Origin of the sequence: Novipirellula rosea (assembly GCF_039541335.1) — a bacterium.
In the GTDB taxonomy this organism is placed as follows: domain Bacteria; phylum Planctomycetota; class Planctomycetia; order Pirellulales; family Pirellulaceae; genus Novipirellula; species Novipirellula rosea.
This window is the reverse complement of sequence record NZ_BAABGA010000023.1, coordinates 5254-26759: the sequence shown is the minus strand read 5'-3', so window position 1 is coordinate 26759 and position 21506 is coordinate 5254. Positions and strand designations below refer to the sequence as shown.

At 56.3% G+C, this 21506-nt stretch carries 10 protein-coding genes; 7 read left to right on the top strand and 3 right to left on the bottom strand.

Annotation, left to right across the window (positions count from 1 at the left end):
* Positions 1 to 324 precede the first annotated feature (324 nt).
* The 7 genes from ABD971_RS09080 (at position 325) to ABD971_RS09050 (ending at position 14243) form a co-directional block, all read left to right on the top strand.
* Positions 325 to 2253 (top strand): TolC family protein, encoded by a 1929-nt coding sequence (locus ABD971_RS09080; protein ID WP_345321342.1) that lies wholly within the window; start codon positions 325 to 327, stop codon positions 2251 to 2253.
* The gene (locus tag ABD971_RS09075) at positions 2250 to 4211 is read left to right on the top strand and encodes a preprotein translocase subunit SecA (RefSeq protein WP_345321340.1); all 1962 of its coding nucleotides are present in this window, start codon (positions 2250 to 2252) and stop codon (positions 4209 to 4211) included. The genes ABD971_RS09080 and ABD971_RS09075 overlap by 4 nt, the downstream gene beginning before the upstream one ends.
* Before the next feature lie 123 nt (positions 4212 to 4334).
* On the top strand, positions 4335 to 5237 hold the full coding sequence (locus ABD971_RS09070) for an efflux RND transporter periplasmic adaptor subunit (RefSeq protein WP_345321338.1): 903 nt from the start codon (positions 4335 to 4337) through the stop codon (positions 5235 to 5237).
* Positions 5238 to 5258: 21 nt separating this feature from the next.
* A complete protein-coding gene (locus ABD971_RS09065; protein WP_345321336.1) occupies positions 5259 to 6770 on the top strand; it encodes an efflux RND transporter periplasmic adaptor subunit in 1512 nt (503 codons plus the stop codon).
* Between the two features lie 3 nt (positions 6771 to 6773).
* Positions 6774 to 8945 (top strand): HlyD family efflux transporter periplasmic adaptor subunit, encoded by a 2172-nt coding sequence (locus ABD971_RS09060; protein ID WP_345321334.1) that lies wholly within the window; start codon positions 6774 to 6776, stop codon positions 8943 to 8945.
* Between the two features lie 559 nt (positions 8946 to 9504).
* Positions 9505 to 12873 (top strand): mechanosensitive ion channel domain-containing protein, encoded by a 3369-nt coding sequence (locus ABD971_RS09055; protein WP_339937659.1) that lies wholly within the window; start codon positions 9505 to 9507, stop codon positions 12871 to 12873.
* Between the two features lie 989 nt (positions 12874 to 13862).
* Positions 13863 to 14243, top strand: coding sequence for an endonuclease domain-containing protein (locus ABD971_RS09050; RefSeq protein WP_345321329.1), 381 nt, complete (start codon positions 13863 to 13865; stop codon positions 14241 to 14243).
* Between the two features lie 1566 nt (positions 14244 to 15809).
* Here the strand turns inward: ABD971_RS09050 and ABD971_RS09045 are convergent.
* From ABD971_RS09045 to ABD971_RS09035, 3 genes are all read right to left on the bottom strand, one after another.
* A complete protein-coding gene (locus tag ABD971_RS09045; protein WP_345321328.1) occupies positions 15810 to 17222 on the bottom strand; it encodes a DUF1501 domain-containing protein in 1413 nt (470 codons plus the stop codon).
* A 204-nt stretch (positions 17223 to 17426) separates the two neighbouring features.
* Positions 17427 to 20564, bottom strand: coding sequence for a DUF1553 domain-containing protein (locus ABD971_RS09040; RefSeq protein WP_345321326.1), 3138 nt, complete (start codon positions 20562 to 20564; stop codon positions 17427 to 17429).
* Between the two features lie 380 nt (positions 20565 to 20944).
* Positions 20945 to 21506 (bottom strand): leishmanolysin-related zinc metalloendopeptidase (locus ABD971_RS09035; RefSeq protein ID WP_345321324.1); only part of this gene is annotated, 562 nt, incomplete at its 5' end.

Genomic DNA, 21506 nt, shown 5'->3' with positions numbered 1-21506 from the left:
TCGAGACTTTTTGATTTGTAACGCTTACTGACCATTAAAAAGCTACCCGACGACTAACGGTTAGGACGGGATTGCTCGGCAAGATAAACATGGGTGGATAGTTAAGGTGTGACGATTATTCCGTCATCGCAGGTATTAACGTCGTACACGGTAAGTCCTTCGTTTTTCGGTGCATCCGTCTGTTTCCAATCTGCTAGTTGTGCCGATCTAGAGGGATGGTGGGATCATTCCGTCGATTTCCACTGGACATCACACAGGACGGCCGAAGCGATCATCGACGAGAAAAAATTTCATTTCCGGGCAACTCGAGTGCACCAGACTCGTATGAAAATGTTCAACGAAACGACTGGAAAACAGAGCATCCAAGCAATTGGGTGTCGCTCGTTAACCCCGATTGCATTGCGATCGTGGGTGTTGCTTGTCGCTGCAATCACATGCACCTCGGTCGATGCCCAATATCCGATCGATTTTCGTGTCGATACGCTGCAAAGTGCTACCGAAAACCATGCCGTTAGCTCGCTGGATCCCTATCGAGCCCGAGCCACGTTGTTGCCGGATACTGTGCCCAACCAGTTTGCTAGCGATTTCGCGGGACAGCCGGTACATCCGGTTGCACCGATGTGGTGGGAAACTCCGCTTAGCCATTCGATCGGATTGGCGGAAGACACGATGGCGGTGGATATCCATTCGCTGATCGAGATGGCATTGGCGTCCTCACCGTACATCCAAGCGATTTTGACCGAGCCTCAGATTCAACGTACGGAAATCACGATTGCCGATGCCGAATTCGACTCACTCAGTTTCGTCGAATCCAAATTTGTCGACACCAGCGACCCGGTGGGCAGCAAATTAACCACCGGCGACAACTCGGATCGATTCCGCGACGAAACGCTCAGCGGTGCTGCGGGCGTTCGCCGAAAAACGAGGTCGGGTGGTCAATTCGAAATGTCGCAGCGGGCGGGATACCAAGCCAATAACTCGACATTTTTGACGCCGAATCCTCAAGGCACCACCCGGCTCGAATTCAGCTTTACTCAGCCGTTGATGAAAGACCGCGGAACGACCTTCAATCAAACTCGCATTTTGCTGGCTCGTTTGGAAGTCGGCGAGGTCAATGCCGAGGTTCGAGCCAATCTGGAAAACCATCTCGTCGACGTGGCCCGCGCTTATTGGGATCTGTTTCAAGCACGTGCTGAATGGTTGCAACGCAGTCGTTTGCTCGAATCGGCAAACCATCTGCACCAAATTCTGCTGTCGCGAAAGGGAGTCGATTCTCAACAACGGCAAATTTTGCGAGCAAGCGTGGCCGTCGCAAGTCGTCGTTCGGATCTGATCCGCGCCGAAGCTCGCATTCGTAATGCCCAATCGCGGCTGCGTATGTTGACCGGAAGCGAACAGCTGCGATTCGCACATCACCAAGAACTGACACCCCAAGATCAACCGTTCACGATCCCGGTGGAATTGTCGTTGCGCGAGTCGGTCTTTACCGCGCTCGAACATCGAGCGGATATCAATCAATCGATTCGTAAAATCCAATCCACCTCGGCGCGTGTCGGCGCAGCGCGTAATCAAGTGCTGCCGCGATTGGATTTGATTCTCAGCAGCTACGTCGCGGGGCTCGACGGCAACCGCAGCTCGCTGAGGGCGTTTGAAAATCAATTTAGTGATGGACGCCCCAGCTACGCGGCTGGATTCTTGTTCGAACTGCCCGCGGGTAACCGTGCTAGCCGTGCGCGGCTGAATCGCAATCGTCTGGAGATGACGCGTGCGATGTTCGAGTTCCAGCAAACCACCGAGGTGGCGTTTGCCGAAGTCGAGATTGCTGCCCGCGAAACGCAAACGGCGTTTGCCGAAATGATGGTCAAACAACAATCGATCGTGGCACAGCAGCGTGAGGTTAATTATCTGCAACAGCGGTGGGAACTATTGCCTGATCCTAACGAATCCGCCGTCTTGTTGATCGACGACTTGTTGGATGCCCAAGAACGACTGGCCGACGAAGAACGTGCCTACGTTAACGCCCAGGTCGCTTATGTCATGTCGTGGGTGAATCTGCGAAAGGCGATGGGGATGTTGCTTCGATTCGATCATTTCTCGACGCAAGATGTATCGGGAGAGGCAAACGACGCTGCCCCCAAACCTCATGTCGACCGCGATTCCCCCGATCAAATGTATGGCGGCGATTCGTTTGACGAAGATACGCTGATGGGCAGTTGGTTCGGAATGCATGGGGACTCGGAGGCAGGCCCATGATCGCTTCGTTTTGGAATCCTACCAGCCGAGCGAAGCAGGCCGAAGTGACCGCACGACGGATTCGCTCGGAGGATTGGGTGCGCCAGCAGATTACGGCAGCACGACAGCGTTCGCTCGCGCTAAAGAACACGCCGGTAGACGCATTGGTATCACATACCAATCGGTTGCGGTTGGCTGCCCGGGAACTGTCTCGCCAAGCCCAACAACAACCCGCCGCTCGCCAAGCATCCGCCAGCGAAGAACTGTTTACGTCCGCTGCCGCTGCGGTGATCGAATCGATTCGGCAAACGTTCGGGATCGAACTGTTTGACGTCCAACTGCATGCCGGATTTGTGATTGCATCGGATGCGGTCGCGGAAATGCAGACCGGCGAAGGCAAAACGCTGTCCGGAGTGCTGCCGGCGTATCTGAAATCGCTGACCGGGCGTGGCGTCCACGTGATCACTCCGAATGCGTATTTGGCCCAGCGAGATCAAGAAAAACTCGATTCCGTCTTTTCGCGACTCGGGGTGACGACCGCGATTTTGAAGGAACAGGCCGATCCATCGGTGAACCGCCAAGCTTACCAGGCGGATATCACCTATGGTCCCGCTCATGCATTTGGATTTGACTACTTACGTGATCAAATTTCACTCGGAGATGGTTCGTACTCGCTGTATAACCGAATTCGCAACCGGTTGCACACAAGCGAAAGAATTCAGCGACCGCTGCATGCCGCAATCATCGACGAGATCGACAACGTGTTGATCGACGATGCCGTTTCCCCGTTGATTCTCAGCAGCGGTAGTGGCCAACAGGCGACCGATGCGGAGCTGCACCGGATCGCCTGCGTCGTTGCGAAACGGCTTGAACTCGATTGTCATTACGTTGTCGATGCATCTCAGCGAGTGGTGCATTTAACCGAGTCTGGCTTTCAGACGGTCTACAAGAATCGTGAAATGGCGGTGCATCCGCAACTCGTTCGTCCTTGGCATGAATACGTAACGCTAGCGATTCGGATCAAAGAATTTTATCGGCGGGATGTCGACTACGTCGTCAGCGACCGAAGGATCAAAATCGTGGATGCATCGACCGGGCGAATTTTTGATGATCGTACCTGGTCCGGTGGGCTACACCAGGCGGCCGAAGCAACCGAGCGACTGCCAATCACCGCGGAAACTCGGTCATTGGCCCGCATCACACGGCAACGCTTTTTTCGTTACTACGAATCGATTGCCGGGATGACCGGTACCGCTCGCGGTTGCGAGCATGAATTTGCATCGGTGTATGGTTTGGCCGTCCAGCCGATTCCGCTGCGGATCGCCACTCGCCGTGTCATGCACCCCGACTGTATTACCCGAACAATGGCCGAAAAATGGCAGGCCATTGCCGAGGAGACACATCAGCTGCATGAACTCGGACGCCCTGTGTTGATTGGCACGTCGGCGATTAGCGAAAGTATGTCCGTCGCCGACGCACTGGAACAGCGAGGTTTGACCTTCGCACTTCTAAACGGAGTTCAAGACGCAGACGAAGCCAGCGTGATTCGAGAGGCCGGGAAAACGCGGGCGATCACTGTTGCTACGAATTTGGCGGGACGCGGGACTGACATCTCGCTGGACCGCATTTCGCGTGAACTCGGCGGGTTGCACGTGATCGTGACGCAGCGAAGTGGACTCGCTCGCGTCGATCGACAACTGATCGGACGAGGCGCCCGTTGTGGGGATCCCGGATCGGCCCGGATTTATCTTTCGGCCGAAGATGATTTGATTCGGCTGCATGCGCCGTGGATCGCGAGGTTGCTGGTGCGATCCAAGCCGAGCGACCTGCACTCGATACCCAAGATCCAGCGGCAATTGAAAACCGCCCAATCCAATCAACAACGCCGCGAGGCCGGACTGCGATTGCGACTACTGAAACAAGATAACGAAACCGCAACCCTGTTGCGGCGACAAACTCACCGTAGTGGATCTTGTTAAAGATCCTGAGACAGCGGATCTGTAACAAGATCCACTATGGGAAAAACTTGAATAATATATTCGGTGCTGCGAGCGGTTGACCATCGTTGGCTGCCCGTCTTTGTCGAAAATGGAACTTAGACAATGAACAATATTCACCACTACATCTCATTGGCGGTGCTGGCAACGTGCACCCTATCGTCAACGATTTCACGGGCGGCAGAAGCGGAAAGTTTCACCGAACCCTATAAACGCGTTGACGTACCGGCGGCCGAGATAGGCATTCTCGCCGAAATTCGAGTCACCGAAGGGGACGAGGTTTATCCGACTCAATTGCTGGCTCAACTCGACGACTCGGTGCTGAAAGCGTCGCTCGAGGTGGCGAAGTCGGCTAAAGACGCAACCGGCTCACGTCTGGGGGCCACCTTGGAACTGGAAAGTCGCCAAAAACAACTGGCCAGTTACAAGGAACTGCGAGAACGAGGCAACGCATCGGTACGAGAACTTGATCGTAGTGAAACCGAGTACCAGCAAGCCAAATCTCGTTTGCAATCGATCAACGAAGAACTCGAGGTGCGACGTCTCGAATACGAACGTGTGAAAGCCCAGATCAAACAGCGCCGCATCGAATCGCCGATTTCCGGCGTGGTGGTCGAGATCCGAAAGGATCAGGGCGAATTCGTTTCGCCTACCGATCCTGTGGTCATGCAGATCGTTCAACTTGACAATCTGAAAGCCGTTTTTTCGGTTCCACTCGATGCAGCAGCCCAAATGGCGGTCGATCAACAAGTCACTCTGTTGGTCGGGCACAACGCGGTGCCGACGGCGGCGGTGATCGAATATGTTTCGCCCGTTGCCGACGCGGAGAGCGGTTCGGTGCGAATCAAAATCCGCATCCCCAACCGTGAACGCCAGCTGCAAAGCGGCGTCGTTGCTCGCTGGCAATACACCGATACCCCCGCCGATAACAATGGCTTGGTCGGCGACCGTACGCCTCGCGTAGGTCACGCTGCCGCGTCGCCATCGATTCATTTTTCTGCTCACTAGTTTTTCGCTGGACTTGTCTTGATGTCGGGTAAACCGCCGAACCAGCCGTACGTTTCGTCGTCGCCATTGGGCGATCCGGGACTGCTGCGCCCTGGCGATTCCACAACGCGACAGCGCGAACGTCGCTCGGTGATCGATTCCGACGATGCTAACGCGATGGATTTGATCGATGACCGATTGCGTGTGTTGTCCGTTGCCATTGAGTTGCAGTTGCTGTTGGATTCGCGATCCAATTTGAATGATGCCGCTGGAGATGTCGCGAAGCAGGTCAGCGAGACACTTTCGGCATCACGTGTGTATGTGGCTTGGCGGCCGCTTGGTTCGGACAACGCCAAGTTAGGCCCGCTGCAGATTGTCGGACATCACCCTGCGTCGGAATCGTCACGGCCAGCGGATTCCGGCCGACTGCTCAACGCCGCGATTGACGAAATTGCGGTGCGAGGTGACTGGACTTATTGGCCGATCACCGATCACACAAATCGTCACGCGCTGATGGCGGTATCGCAATTCGTTAGCGAAACCGAGATCGATCGGCTGACGGGCGTCTGTTTGACTGACGACGAGGGGGATGTTCGCGGCGTGTTGCTTGTGGTGGATGATGATGTTGATCCCGCAATGTCCACACGCCTGCTCGACGTCCTGCGTTTTCCCGTGCTCAGTAAACTGCAATCGATCGAGCGCTGTACGCCTAGTCGGGCTGAACGTGTCACGCGACGCCTCGCTGATCTTGGCAATGGCCTGCGGGGGCGGATGGCATTGTACGCATCGATCGTGATCGGCGGGTTGCTATGTTTTCCCGTTCATTACCATGTTCGATGCGATTGTGAATTGCAGCCGATTTCACGACGCTACGTTGCCTCGCCGATCGATGGTCCACTCGAAAAGTCGTACGTTCGCCCCGGGGATCGAGTGAGCGAAGGGGAATTGGTTGCCAGTATCGATGCGCGAGAAATTGAATACAAACTTGCGGGGCTGCGTGCCGAATTAAGCGGCGCCAAACAACAGCGGAATCGGCATGTGGTGCAGCACGATTTCGCAGCCAGTAAAATCGCGGAACTCGAGTCCGAGCGTTTGACTCTTGAGATGGACCTTTTGCAGTATCATCGAGGCAACTTGGAAATCCGCAGCCCGATCGATGGGGTGATCGTTAGCGGCGATCATCACGAAAGTGTCGGGGCGCCGCTGCAACAAGGGGACGCGTTATTCGAGATTGCACCGCTGGGCGAGATGATGGTCGAAGTCGCGGTCGACGAACGCGAATTTCCTTATGTCGATTCTGGAATGCCGGTTCAGGTAACGTTGCTCGCGCTGCCGGGGCACCATGTTGATGGCCAAATCGAGCGAGTGCATCCGCAAGCGGAACTGAAGAACCACCAAAACGTCTTCATCGCCGAGTCCAAAATCCAAGATCCCGACCACGTGATGCGTCCCGGGATGCGTGGTCATGCCTGGGTTAAAAGTGATCGCCATCCGCTAGGATGGGTTTTGTTCCATCGGCTGTACGCTTCACTACGTTCGATGGTCGGGTGGTAACTGATGTCACGACGTGACCCGAACACGATTGACTTGACCGAGCAACCGATCCGGCTGGCCGACGATTTGCGTTTCTGGCCGATCCAACAGCATGGACAAACGGCCTATCGCATCGAGATTCCTTCGCTACATCGCTTCTTTCATGTGGGCTACGAAGAGTACGTCTTTTTGTCGTTGTTAGACGGAAAGACCACGGTCCCGCAAGCGTGCGGGCTCGCCGCTGCAACGCTGGGCAGCCAAGCACCGACCACCGAACAAGCTCAATCGATCGTGTACTGGTTGCTCGAAAACGAACTGGGGTACGTTGCCGAGGGCGATTCGCCGCTGCAAAAAGGGGATGCGGAATCGCGGGCAACCGATGCGGGATTCTCGCTTTCATCGCTGAATCCATTTTGGATGAAAGTGCCGTTGCTGAAATCGCAGCGCTGGATCGCGGCGATCGCTGAATCGCTGCGTGCAATTTTTTCTCCGGCCGCGATGGTGTTGGGGATCTTGCTTATCCTCGGCGGCGGCGTTTGCGTGGCGTTTCAGTGGGACCGTTTTTGGACTCAGTCGGCTCAGGTTTGGAGTCGATCGAATTGGATCTGGTTATTTTCGTTTTGGGTTGCGCTGAAGATCATTCATGAACTTGCTCACGCAGTCGCCTGCCATCGGCAAGGTGCCAATGCACGCGAGGTAGGAGTGGTCTTCGTTCTATTCGCTCCTTTGGCCTACGTGGATGTCACAAGTTGTTGGCGATTGAACAGCAAGTGGGCGCGGATCGCGGTTTCCGCAGCGGGAATGTATGTCGAACTTGTGATCGCATCGGCCGCCATGATCGCATGGTCCTTGGTCGATTCTCCGTCGCTCGCCTTCTTGCTGCATCGGCTGATCTTTGCTGCGGGAATTTCGACGGTGCTGTTTAACGCGAATGCATTAATGCGTTTCGATGGCTACTATATTTTGTCGGATTGGTTAGAAATCCCCAACCTATATTCCGCGTCGTCGCAGGCTGTCGAGCAGTGGTTTCGCCGAGTTTTGGTGGGGACGCCACCGCCGAGCAGTTCGCTGCATGGATGGCGTCGTCATTTTGTGTTGGTCTATGGAATTGCCGCACTGCTTTGGCGGATCGCGATCTGTACGACCTTGATGCTTGCCGCTTCGACGATGTTCTCGGGTGCCGGAATTGTGTTGGTGGCGTCTGGCATTTGGATGTGGTTTCTGCGTCCGGCAAAACGTCATGCTCAGAACGCCGCAAAATTGCTGCAAGCCGATTTCTTTTCGTTCTGCCGAGCCGCTGTCGTTGGCACTGGATTGGTGGCCGGGGCTGTAGCGGTGGTTGGCTGGATACCGATCCCGACATCGTCTCGAGCGGCGGCGGTCGTCCGGTATGCACCCGAAACGCGAGTTCGCAGCCGTGTCGATGGTTTTGTTCGACACGTTCACGTTCGTGATCAAGACCATGTGCTCCGAGGCGATTTGCTGATCGAGATTGAGAATCGCGAGTTGACGAACCATCGTGATCGACTGCAGATCGAACAACAGCAGATCGAAATCAAAATACGGCAAGCGATTGACAAGAAGGAAACGAGCGAACGGATTGTATTGCAAGAACATTTGAAATCGATCCAACAACAACACGATCAGATCGCCAAGCAATGTGAGGGACTTCGCATCACCGCATCGCGTGACGGACAAGTCATGACTCGAGGACTCGAGCAGAGTGTTGGCAAGTTTGTCCGTCAGGGCGACTTGTTGATAACCGTCGCACTGCCGAAGGACAAAGAGGTCATGGCAGTGGTCAGCCAATCGCAGATCGAACAGGCGCGTCCTGCCGTGGGCAACGATGTCTTGGTGCGGTACGACGATCATCGTCATGCGAAAGCCTATTTCGAGAAGCTCGAACCTCGAGCGACCGACCGGCTTGGGGTCGCATCGCTGTCATCACTCGAAGGCGGACCGCTGAGTGTGCAATCGCCCATCGCCGCGACGAACTCCGATTCCGATCATGACCTCCGATTGTTGGAACCCCATTTCGTCGGGCGAATCCGGCTGGACGAACATGCGGCAAAGGTGCTGCCCGCCGGATTGCGAGTCGAGCTGGAATTGAACCGCAAGACCGATCCACTGCTGCGTCGTGCGTCGGACAAAATCACTCGGTTGTGGCACACGCTGCAGCAAGAATCGCTGCGTTAGTTTGCAAGAACCATCGACTGCGTTAACGCTCGCGGCGCGGGGCCCAGTGCCATCTACTTTGGCACGAAACGATTGGTTTTCGTAGCGGTGCGGCGCAAGCCGCCCGGTCAATTTCGAACGTTTTATTCGCTGCAACCGGACGGCGTGTGCCGCGAGCGCTACCCAAAGTAGACGGCATTGGGCGTAAGGCACGGGGTAGTGCGTGCTACCCGGCCGCTCACTCGCGAGCGGCTCACAAAATCAATAGCCCGGCCGCGACGCTCCGCTAACAGAACGCGGCACGACACCGCGAAGTAACGCTGGCGATTCTTCGCATCCTTGATGCCTACCGGCCAGTCTGCAACGAGCGTGATCGCGGAAGGATCTGCAACAATTCTTTCGCCCGTTTTGGCATCAAGGTTGCACGTTTGCTCGGTTTCGATGACAGTTTGTATTCGCGACTATTCTTCAACACGCCAACCCTCGTTCTTTCTCTATGCTATTTCCAGTCAATGGTGGGGACCACCGCAGCCATTATCTCATCGGTGTGGCGGATCGATTGCCCCTTAGACCTATCGGCTTGTGTATCTTTGCAATCGTCATCCCCCTTGTTTTGCCGTCCGCTGTATTTTCGCAGGCCCCCGAAACGAGTGCCCCCGTTGCCACGGTGATCGATAACCCGGTGGACAACGGTGACAAGGTGGATGCGGCCGCAATCGAGGCGGGGCAGGCTTCGCTCGCTGGCAATGAAACTCTCGATCCGGCGCTAAAAACTTCGCTCGAAGAGCTGTACCAGCAAGCGAAACAAAATCTCAGTGCGGCCGACGCGAGTGCTAGCAACATTCAGCAGTTTGAATCGTTGGCGACCGATGCTCCCGCACGCATGAAACAGATCAAGTCCGAGTTGGATTCGAAGGAGGTGGTTAAATGGACGCTTGATCCCGATTCCACCGTCGAATCAATCAAGCAACAGATCGCTGAAAACCAACTCGCACTCAGCAATGCGACCAGCGACGATGGCAAACTCACCGCCGAACCGGCTCGTCGGCAAAAGCGGATTGCGGAAATTCCGGCTGAAATCAGCACGGCCGAGAAAGAGCTTGAGCAGGTCGAAAAACAAATCGCCGCTCCCGCCTTGGCTGGCGAGCCCGCTCCGCAAACGCGAGCCAGGATGACGCAATTACGTTCCAAACGCCAAGCCTTGCAAAAGAAGATCGAGGAACTGAAAAAGGAACAGGCTGCGTATCTTGCCACCAGCGACCTGTTGCCGCTGCAACGTCAGTTGTCCGAACGGAAAATTGCGCAACTTCGCAGTGACCTCGATGCATTGCAGTCCGCGCTGACGCAGCGTCAACGCAGTGAGGTTGCTGACACAATGCAGGGATTACGCGATGACTTGCAGCAAGTTCCCGAAGAACTCAAACCGCTGGCCCAAAGTAATATCGAAGTCACCGAGCGACACCAAAAATTGGTGGGTGAGTCCGCGCGAGCGCTGACACGCTTGAACGACGTACAACAAGCTTATGACGAGGTCAAAAATTCCCTGAAAGTTTCACAAGATCGGCTGGAGGCCGTCGGGCTGACCGACGCGCTGGGGCTGATGCTGCGAAACAAACGGCGAGATTTTGAAGAGCTGAGTGCCAAGTATCGTCCGCGAGCGGATTTGCAAGAAAAGATCCAAGAACACCAAATCAGCGTATTTGAACTGGAGGACGAAGCGGCCAAGGTCGAACAGCAAATCGCGGCGATGCCCGCCGATACACCCGAGAGCGATACCGAACTGGCCCTGCTGAAGAAACGCAAGGAGTTATTGGCGTCAACCATCCAAGCTCAAAACTCAATCCTCGATACGATGTTGACTGCCGATACGCAGCGACGGCAATTGCGGTCGGTCATCGACGAGTACATCGACTTCGTTGATCAAAACGTATTTTGGATTCGTAGCTCTCCCATTTTCTCGGTTTCCGAACTGCGTTATATCGCTCCTGCTGCCGCTTGGTTAGCCGATGCTGATCACTGGAAAAATGTGTTTGATCAATTGCTGCGTAGCTTCCTTACTCGGCCGCTTCGTTCGTTGATTGGCGTGCTCGTCGTTCTGACGTTGGTGTTCTACCGGTCTCGTTTGCGGCGTTGGGTACGCGAGTTTGGGGACGAAGCGTTGCGGACCGACACCACGTTTAGCTGTACCGCGTCTGCGCTGCTGTTTTCGATCGTCTTGGCGTGTATTTGGCCAGCGTTTTTTGGCTTTATCGGCTGGGCACTGCTCGGAAATCTCGGAGTCGATCCGTTTGTCACCGGCGTTGGTAATGCGTTTGCCGTGACCGCGATCTTTGTTGCATCCCGCGAACTGATCAAAGAGGTGTGTCGCGACAAAGGTTTAGCACAAGCCCATTTCGGCTGGGACGACTCGATTCGCAAAATGCTTCGTTTCCATCTGCGTTGGTACACCGTACTGGGCGGTACGCTGATTTTCTTGATGATGGCGCTCTACGAACATCCCGATGAACAAATTCGGGCGACGGCATCAAGATTGACCACGATCGCATTATTTCTGGTGACGGCTGCATTCAATAACGTCATCTTTTCGGTCAAGAGTCCAATCTTTACTCAGGTTCGCCGCGATAATCCTGATTCCAAAGCCTATCGTTGGCGCCGTTTGATCTGGCTCGTCCTGGCCGGATTCCCCATCGTCTTTGCTGGCCTAGCACTGGCTGGTTTTCTCGATACGGCGTTCAACTTGGGCCGATTGATGCAAACGTCATTCCTAATGCTCGTGATGTTGCTGCTCGTCATGGCACTCGCGTTCCGTTGGCTAAGTCTCCGCTACCGTGACGTGGCAAGACGGCAAGCACGCGAGTTGCGAGAGAAAAAGCTGGCAGCAATGCAAGCTACTGCTGCCGAAGGGCTGCCCGCTGACATCGGCATCGAATTGCAAGAGGAAGACAAAGCCGATTTGCCCAAGCTGGATCGGCAAACGCGGCAATTGGTCTATGTGATGGCCACGGTGATCGCATTGTCCGGGCTTGCGTTGATTTGGAGCAACGTTTTGCCAGCGTTCGAAATTTTTGATCGCATCGAACTTTGGCGAGTCTCGGTTGGCGACAATATGGAGATTGAAACCGTCACGCTTCGTGACGTGCTGTATTCGATCATGGTGATTGTGGTGCTGGTCTATTCGGCTCGGAACTTACCAGGCTTACTTGAACTCTTTGTGCTACGGAAAACCTCGCTCGACAGCGGTGCTCGGTACGCACTCACCACCATTCTGCGTTACACGTTGACCGTGGTTGGCGCTCTTGTCGTGCTGAATATTCTAAGCGTGCCATGGACACAGCTTGGTTGGTTGCTGGCCGCCGCGTCGGTCGGTCTCGGTTTTGGTCTGCAAGAAATTGTGGCGAATTTTGTCTCAGGCATCATCCTCTTGCTCGAACGGCCCGTTCGCGTCGGAGACATCGTCACGATCGACGGAACCACGGGGGTTGTGTCACGCATCCAAATGCGAGCGACGACCGTGACCAGTTGGGAACGCAAGGAATTAGTGGTCCCCAATAAGGATCTGATTACGGGCAAGATTCTCAATTGGTCACTCTCGAACGTGATCAATCGTTTGTCGATCGAAGTCGGAGTCGAATACGATGCGGATCCCAATCAAGTCCGCGAGATTTTGGAACGCGTCGTTCGCGAGCATCCTGACGTGATGGATGACCCCGCTCCGCTAATCAATTTTGAGTCGTTTGGCGACAGTTCGTTGAATTTTGCGGTGCGTTTTTATCTCGCGACGCTCGATCGCCGAGTCGGAGTCACACATGAAGTCAACACCGCGATCATCAAGGCATTCCGCGAGGCAAACATCTCGATCCCATTCCCACAACGCGATGTCAACTTCAGCGTCAAAACGGAAACGATGCCGCTTGGGATTCAGTTGGACCGAAGTCGCGGAAGCAAATAGCCGCATGCCACCTCTCCCAAACATCGTTTGGGAGTGGTCGAGCAGAGCGCAGAGCGATTGCTCGGGTGAGGGCTGTCCGAGCAATCCAAGTCGAACGCCGCATCACGTGTGCGCGGTCGGCCCTCACCCGGACGAGGCCTGAAGGGCCCGTCCGACCTCTCCCCAGCTGCGCTCGGGCGAGGTGGCTAGCGTCGTGTCAGCTCGTCGTAAAAACTAGCGCAGGCGAGGGGATTTGCTACATGTCACCTCTCCCAAACTTGTTTGGGAGAGGTCGAGCAGAGCCTTCAGCGACTGCTCGGGTGAGGGCCGTCCGAGCAATCCAAGGCGAACGCCGCGTCACGTGTGCGCGGTCGGCCCTCACCCGGACGAGGCCTGAAGGGCCCGTCCGACCTCTCCCGAGCTGCGCTCGGGCGAGGTGGTTCGCATTGTGTCAGCTCGTCGTAAAAACTAGCGCAGGCGAGGCGATTTGCAGCATGTCACCTCTCCCAAACTTGTTTGGGAGAGGTCGAGCGGAGCGCAGAGCGATTGCTCGGGTGAGGGCCGTCCGAGCAATCCGCGTCGAACGCCGCATCGCGTGTGCGCGGTCGGCCCTCACCCGGACGAGGCCTAAAGGGCCCGTCCGACCTCTCCCGAGCTGCGCTCGGGCGAGGTGGCTCGCGTCGTGTCACCTCGCCGTCAAAACTAGCGCAGGCGAGGCGATTTGCGTTATGTCACCTCTCCCAAACTTGTTTGGAAGAGGTCGAGCAGAGCCTTCAGCGACTGCTCGGGTGAGGGCCGTCCGAGCAATCCACGTCGAACGCCGCATCACGTGTGCGCGGTCGGCCCTCACCCGGACGAAAGCATCACTTGCCACCTGACCTCTCCGGCTTCGCACATGCGAAGGAGCTTCCGTTGTTTCGCTTTACCGGCAACAATTTGATGTGCATTCGCATTGAAGGCTCGGTATGATCTGGGATGGAGTTACGAACCGGCGAGTAGGGGCAATAGTGATGGCGATTCGAGAAAACCCGAACACAACCGTCAAAGCTCGCGAACTTCGCGCGAGACAAACAAAAGCGGAGTCACTGTTGTGGCGAGTGCTTCGAGCCAGGAGACTTTGCGGGCTGAAATTCCGGCGGCAACATCCGATCGAACCCTACATCACGGATTTCGCATGTATTCAGCGAAAGCAAATTGTCGAAAACGACGGAGGCTACCATGACGCTGTCTACGAAGCGGACGAATCACGCCAGCGGTATATCGAGAGAAAAGGCTGGGATGTGCTGCGTTTTTCAAACGAAGACGTGCTCGCCGATGTCGAAGCCGTAGCAATCGGAATCGCCAAACACTTGCAACTCGAACCAGAGTTTGGTGGAAGAAAGCCACGATGACCTTGAGCTACGGAGACTTTGAGCTGCAAGTAAAAGGTGGTTTGCCTCCGAATTGTCTCGGGAGAGGCGAGTTGCATCATGTCACCTCTCCCAAACTTGTTTGGGAGAGGTCGAGCAGAGCCTTCAGCGATTGCTCGGGTGAGGGCCGTCCGAGCAATCCACGTCGAACATCGGATCGCGTGTGCGCGGTCAGCCCTCACCCGGACGAGGCCTGGAGGGCCCGTCCGACCTCTCCCGAGCTGCGCTCGGGAGAGGTGGCTCGCGGGATGTCACCTCGCCGTAAAAACTAGCGCAGGCGAGGCGATTTGTATCATGTCACCTCTCCCAAACTCGTTTGGGAGAGGTCGAGCAGAGCCTTCAGCGATTGCTCGGGTGAGGGCCGTCCGAGCAATCCAAGTCGAACGCCGCGTCGCGTGTGCGCGGTCGGCCCTCACCCGGACGAGGCCTAAAGGGCCCGTCCGACCTCTCCCGAGCTGCGCTCGGGAGAGGTGGCTCGCGAAATGTTACCTCGCCGTCAAAACTAGCGCAGGCGAGGGGATTTGCAGCATGTCACCTCTCCCAAACTTGTTTGGAAGAGGTCGAGCAGAGCGCAGAGCGATTGCTCGGGTGAGGGCCGTCCGAGCAATTCACGTCGAACATCGCATCGCGTGTGCGCGGTCGGCCCTCACCCGGACGAGGCCTAAAGGGCCCGTCCGACCTCTCCCTAGCTTCGCTCGGGAGAGGTGGCTCGCGTTGTGTCACCTCGCCGTAAACACTAGCGCAGGCGAGGCGATTTGCAGCATGTCACCTCTCCCAAACTTGTTTGGGAGAGGTCGAGCAGAGCGCAGAGCGATTGCTCGGGTGAGGGCCGTCCGAGCAATCCGCGTCGAACATCGCGTCATGTGTGCGCGGTCGGCCCTCACCCGGACGAGGCCTAAAGGGCCCGTCCGACCTCTCCCGAGCTGCGCTCGGGAGAGGTGGCATGCAGCATGTCACCTCTCCCAAACATCGTTTGGGAGAGGTCGAGCAGAGCCTTCAGCGATTGCTCGGGTGAGGGCTGTCCGAGCAATCCAAGTCGCACGCAGCATCATGTGTGCGCGGTCGGCCCTCATCCGGACGAGGCCTAAAGGGCCCATCCGACCTCTCCCGAGCTGCGCTCGGGCGAGGTGGTTCGCGTCGTGTCACCTCGCCGTCAAAACTAGCGCAGGCGAGGCGATTTGCTACATGTCACCTCTCCCAAACATCGTTTGGGAGAGGTCGAGCAGAGCCTTTAGCGATTGCTCGGGTGAGGGCTGTCCGAGCAATCCACGCCGAACGCCGCGTCGCGTGTGCGCGGTCGACCCTCACCCGGACGAGGCCTAAAGGGCCCGTCCGACCTCTCCCCAGCTGCGCTCGGGAGAGGTGGCTCGCGTTGTGTCACCTCGCCGTAAAAACTAACGCAGGCGAGACGATTTGCATCGTGTCACCTCTCCCAAACTTGTTTGGGAGAGGTCGAGCAGAGCCTTTAGCGATTGCTCGGGTGAGGGCCGTCCGAGCAATCCACGCCGAACGCTGCGTCGCGTGTTCACGTTCGATCGTTCATCGGGCTCACCCCACGACTTTCTTGTACACGTGCCCTTCGTTCTCATCGATCCGTTCCGGGCGGCCTTTGTTGACGTAAATCAATTTGCGATGGTCGATTCCCATTAAGTACAAAATCGTACTGTGCAGGTCGTGAACATGCACTCGGTCCTCGACCGCGTGCAAGCCGACTTCATCCGTTGCACCGAAGGCTTGTCCTGCTTTCACGCCCCCTCCGGCCATCACCATCGTGAATCCGGTCGGGTTGTGATCGCGGCCATTGCCTTGCTCGCTCATCGGCGTGCGTCCAAATTCGCCGCCCCACACGACTAAGGTCTCGTCGAGTAGCCCGCGACGCGCTAGATCGGTCAATAAACCGGCTACTGGTTTGTCCATCTGACGGCACATTTTGGTGTGGTTCGATTCGATGTTGCTGTGTGCATCCCATTTGCTGCCCGCGCCATGGTACAGCTGGATGAATCGAACACCACGTTCAACCATTCGCCGCGCCAGTAAACAGTTGCGACCAAATTCGGACGTTTCTTTTTCGTCCATCCCATACAGCGATTTGGTTTCGGCTGTCTCTTGCGACAAATCGACCGCCTCGGGAGCGTGGCTTTGCATCTGAAATCCCAGCTCGTAACTGCGAATGCGTGCTTCCAGTTCGCTATTGTCACGCCGCGTCTGCATATGCCGACTGTTGATTGCGGCAAGGTAATCGAGTTCGATTCGCTGTTGTCGCGGATTGACGTGTTTGGGTACATCCAAATTGGCGAATGGAGTGCCTTCGATCTGCATCTGAGTTCCCTGGTAGATCGCCGGCATGAAGCCAGTGCCCCAGTTTCGCGGACCGTTCACCACGGTTCCCTTGTCTTGCATGACGACAAAGGCGGGTAGATTCTGGTTCTGTGTCCCCAGTCCATAGGTGACCCAGCTGCCCAGCGACGGGCGGCCAGCAAATTGAGTTCCTGTGTTCATCTGGCAGACGCCACCGGAATGGTTGATCCCGTTGGTCCAGCACGACCGGATCACCGCCAAGTCATCCGCTCGCGTTGCCATGTGCGGCAACCAATCCGAAATCCACAGCCCACTATCGCCATGCTGTTTCCATTTCCGTTTTGACTCGAGCACCGGTGAATCGAACTCGCCCATTGCCGTGATCACGCGGCCAAACGAATCGGGCAGCGGTTTGCCCGCCAACTTTTGGATCGCGGGCTTCGGATCAAACGTGTCGATGTGACTTGGACCACCCTCCATGAACAAAAAGATCACGCTCTTGGCCCGCGCCGGGTGATGCGTCAACTTGGACATCAGCGGCGATGGCGCGGCGGTGGATTCGGATGCCGAGCCGACACCCTGCAGCATTCCCGCCAACGCGAGTGCTCCGAATCCCGTCCCGCTGTTTAGCAGCATTTCGCGTCGCGAAAAGGTGGATGTCATTGGTAGTTTCCTTTTTGGTTTTTCATTGTCGTTGATCGCCCCGCGATCTTAACGCGAAGGCATCAAACGCCAAGTTTCTCTGCGGATGGCCGTGACGTTGAATGAATCTCTCTCGTATTCCCCGTAGTGGATCTTGCTAAAGATCCTGCTCTCTCGTCATCTTTCATCGCATAGGATCTTTAGCAAGATCCACTACGTCACTTGTTAGTCGACATAAATAAATTCGTTGGAATTCAGCAGCGCGTGCACCAGTGCCACGCGAGCTCGTTGATTCGGCGGAGTGACGGTCGAATTTTTGATACTCGCCCAAGCATGATGTTTGTTACCCGACGAATCGAAACCGATGCTGTCTTTGTTCTCGAACTGCCAATCAATCACATAGCTTGGCAACCCTTCGGCCGAATCCGCCTGCGCGATTTTCGTCAGATCACGAGCCTTGGCTTCGATGCGGATGTTGTCGATCAATCCATCCCATTGATGTTGGCCAAAACGATCGCCGATCGTCAGATCATTGTCGGGACGAATCTGTCGAGTGACCGTGTGTTTCGCATGTGCCACTTGTAACTTGGCATCCTTGTCCGACAGATCTCGCATATAGAACGTGATCCCGTTTTCCGAGGTGTCACCGAGTTTGACGCTGGCGGCGACGTAATACGGTTTATTGAGTTCTGGACGCAAGTTCGACGCGACCACTTCATAATGAAGCTCGTCGCCCGCCGCCGTTTTGCCCACCAATTGCAGGATCAAATTGCGTGGCTTGTAGGCACTCTTGGCGGATGTCACTCCTAGCGACCAGCCCGCACGCTTGGGGCTGCCGTTCCAGTGACCGACGATCGTGCGGACGTTGGCGTCTTTGTAGAGCGATCGCAACAGCACAGTGGCTTCGACTGTAAAATCACCATCAGGAAGCTCTTTCGACGTCGCCAAACTCATGCGGATCGGGCCTCCTGGTTTTAGATCCACCGCGGTGCCAGACGTCGTCGGCATCGACACCAAGGTTTCGATTTTTGGCCCCTGTTCATCCGGAGTGGCGGCGGCGTAGTGCTCCAGAAACTCTAGCGCCATCTGGACTTCGTCGAGGCTTGGTTGGCGGCTCAATAGCGTTTGGTAGACATTGGCGATCAGCATTTCTTCGTCACCGCTATTGGCAAAGCGCTTTGCGATCGCCGCCGCCCGATCGTGCGACCAACTGCCATTGCTCAAAAGCAACGCCTGAGGCGACGTCGTAGTGCGGTGCCGTTTGCCGACGCTGCGAATTCGATCCGGCGCGTCAAAGGCCGCCAATAGCGGATCGAGCGAATTGCGGCGGACCGTTTTGTAGATTGCTCGTTTTTTCGACTTCAATTCCCCGCTGGCGGTCAACACCGCATCGTTGATCTCTTCGCCCGACAAACGCCGCGGGTTCATCCGCCACAGCAATTGATTGGTGGGGTCGGTGACGGCGAGCTTCTCGTCGAGTGGCCGTAGCGATGTTTGCCGATAGGTTGCCGACAACAGGATGCGTCGGTGCAGTTTCTTTAGACTCCATCCGTCTTCGATAAACCGCGATGCGAGCCAGTCCAAGAGCTGCGGATGCGTTGGCGGGACGCCCAATTGTCCAAAATCGCTGGACGTTTCCACCAGTCCCACACCAAAGTGTTGTTGCCAAATGCGGTTGACGATCACGCGAGCGGTGAGCGGGTTCTCGGGACTGGCGATCCAATCAGCAAGCGCCGTGCGGCGGCCGGTCGAACGAAGCGATGCAGGCGGCGGCGTAATCTCGGCGTCGCTGTCGTCCAGCAAGGTGATAAAGCCAGGCGCGATCGGCGTTTTGTCTTTGTCGTCGATGATATAAGTCACCGGCGCGACCGGGCCGACATCGCTGCCAACAAAGTCGATCGTGGGTAGGGGGGCCGGTTTGATCGAGTCAAACTCAGCGAGCTTTTTGTGTAGTTGTTGCCGTTCGGCTTCTTGTTCCTCGCTTAACCACTCAGACAACTTGTCGTACAGCAAGTCGAATTGCCGCTCGGCCAGCGATGCAATCTGGTGTTCGTAAGGCGTTCGTTCGTGCGGCCGTTTGTGGATCATCTCCTGAATTTCGGGGATGAATTTGTCCGCTTTCTCACGCGTCGCATGTTGGATCGCCACGGGGTACTCGATTTCACGCAGTCGTTCGCGAATCTCGGCCGTCGCCGCTTCCCACTTGGCGTATTGCTCTTGATAGATGCGGCGTGTCTCGGCGTCAGCGACTGGATGATCCTCGGCCGGCTGGAACGCAGCAAAGAAGGCCTTCATGCGAAAGAAGTCTTTTTGCAACAGCGGATCAAATTTGTGATCGTGGCAGCGAGCACATTTCAATCCCTGTGCCAAGAAAACATCACTCGTGGTTTCGGTGATGTCATGCAAAATTTCGTGCCACTGCGTCTCCACATCCCGTTGGTTGTGTTCATAGATCCAGTGTCTCATGTACATCGTCGCGACGTGGGCGTCACGGTTACCGGGATCAATTTCGTCGCCCGCCAATTGCTCGCGGATGAAGCGATCGTATGGCTTGTCTTCGTTGAACGATCGAATCACATAGTCGCGGTAGTGATGGGCATCAGGCCGCGCATGATCGGCACGATAGCCGTCCGAATCGGCATAGCGAACAAGGTCCAACCAAAACCGTGCTTGGTTCTCGCCATACGCCTCGCTCTGCAGCAATTGATCGACCATCGCCTCGTAGTCGAAATCGGGCGAGCCGGCTGCTTGGATTGCCGCTGCGTCGGGCGGCAGTCCCGTGATCGCGAAATGGATGCGGCGAACCAATGTCTGAGGATCGGCTTCGAAAGCGGGACCGATGTTCGCGTTTTCAAGTCGTGCCAGAATGAAACGGTCTAGATCGCCACGGCACCACTGATCATCTGTGATGGCGGGAGGCTGAGGATCGGTGATCGGTTGATAACACCACCAAGCACGGTCCTCGTCGCTGATTTTCGGCGGCGGTTGCAAGACGACGTCCGCGGGCCAAGTGGCGCCATCGGCGATCCAATCCACCAGTCCGCTGATCAGCTCGTTTTCGAGTGGTTCTTCGGGCGGCATTTCGAACGACTCGTACCGCAGAGCCTCGATCAGCAAGCTTTCGTCGGGGTTACCGATGACGATGGCTGGCCCCGAATCGCCGCCCTCGAGTAAATCCTCGAGCGACGTCAACCGCAGCCCACCTTCTTGCTTGGACTCGCCGTGACACGCAATGCAGTGCCGCGTCAGTGTCGGACGCACATGGATTTCAAACCGATCAAGTTGTTCGCGAGAGGGCTGTTGGGCAACAGCACTTCCGCAGACAAGCAGGCCAACAAAGAGGGCAAGCGGAATTCGATACACAGGTAGGAACCGTTAGAGGTGGGCATGGACGTTGATCGCTCCGCGATCATCACGTTTTGGCAGCTACATGGTCGTTGCTCGCTCGGTGATCGAAGCGTTTTCAGACGTCACCGCGAATTGATCGCGGAGCGATCAACGACCATCTTTTGCACGAAGGAAAGGCAGGAACGGCCGAGGCCAGCCAAACCCGCCAACTCCGCCGCCCCCCGATTATACACAATCTATAGAGCCAAAGTGCAAGTGTGCTGTGTGGGGCCTTAAGTCGTGCACCCGCAATGACTTGCGTTGTTTTTTTTGGTTCCGTGCGGTGCCGTCCCCGCAGCGTTCTCGTCGCGGGTTTGAGGCGATCGCCTCGTCGTGGTGGACGCATAGCCAACGGATCACATGGCTCGAAGTCGTCGTTGACGCCGTCTGACGCCGACGATCACCATGGTAACGGCCGACATCCATCCAGCCGCAGCCGGTTCAGGAACCGAGGTCGCCTGCGCCGAAAATCCAATATCCCGAAACGAAGCCACCGTCATCTCGCTAATGAACGAACCTGTGTTCAGCCATCCGGTCATCAGCTCGAACGTCAAGTCGCGGCCCATCGCATCGGTGATGCCCGACAATGCTCCGCCACCGTCCGGCTCGTTCCAGTGGCCGTTCGCGGTGCCGGAGCCGCCGCCGAGTTCGACATCCGGAGTCCCTGCTTGTCCAAACTCCGATTGCCAAGCCGCCGTGGCATTAGCGCCAGTGAATTCACCCGATCCGTTGACGTAGACGTTGTTACTTGTCCACAGCGTTCCAAACCCCAGCACGTGAGCCATCTCGTGCAAAATCAGACTATCGATCTGGCTTTCGGAGAGTCCACCGATGTCGGCAGAATCAAACCTCATCAACCCATCGGTAGCGAGTGTAAAGCCGGATGAGTCGACGCCGATAGCGGTTGGGCCAGCGCTT

Excerpts from the sequence above, each read along its gene's own strand:
- ABD971_RS09080 (WP_345321342.1), top strand. The coding sequence starts at position 325 with ATGAAAATGTTCAACGAAACGACTGGAAAACAGAGCATCCAAGCAATT.
- ABD971_RS09075 (WP_345321340.1), top strand. The coding sequence starts at position 2,250 with ATGATCGCTTCGTTTTGGAATCCTACCAGCCGAGCGAAGCAGGCCGAA.
- ABD971_RS09070 (WP_345321338.1), top strand. The coding sequence starts at position 4,335 with ATGAACAATATTCACCACTACATCTCATTGGCGGTGCTGGCAACGTGC.
- ABD971_RS09065 (WP_345321336.1), top strand. The coding sequence starts at position 5,259 with ATGTCGGGTAAACCGCCGAACCAGCCGTACGTTTCGTCGTCGCCATTG.
- ABD971_RS09060 (WP_345321334.1), top strand. The coding sequence starts at position 6,774 with ATGTCACGACGTGACCCGAACACGATTGACTTGACCGAGCAACCGATC.
- ABD971_RS09050 (WP_345321329.1), top strand. The coding sequence starts at position 13,863 with ATGGCGATTCGAGAAAACCCGAACACAACCGTCAAAGCTCGCGAACTT.
- ABD971_RS09045 (WP_345321328.1), bottom strand. The coding sequence starts at position 17,222 with ATGACATCCACCTTTTCGCGACGCGAAATGCTGCTAAACAGCGGGACG.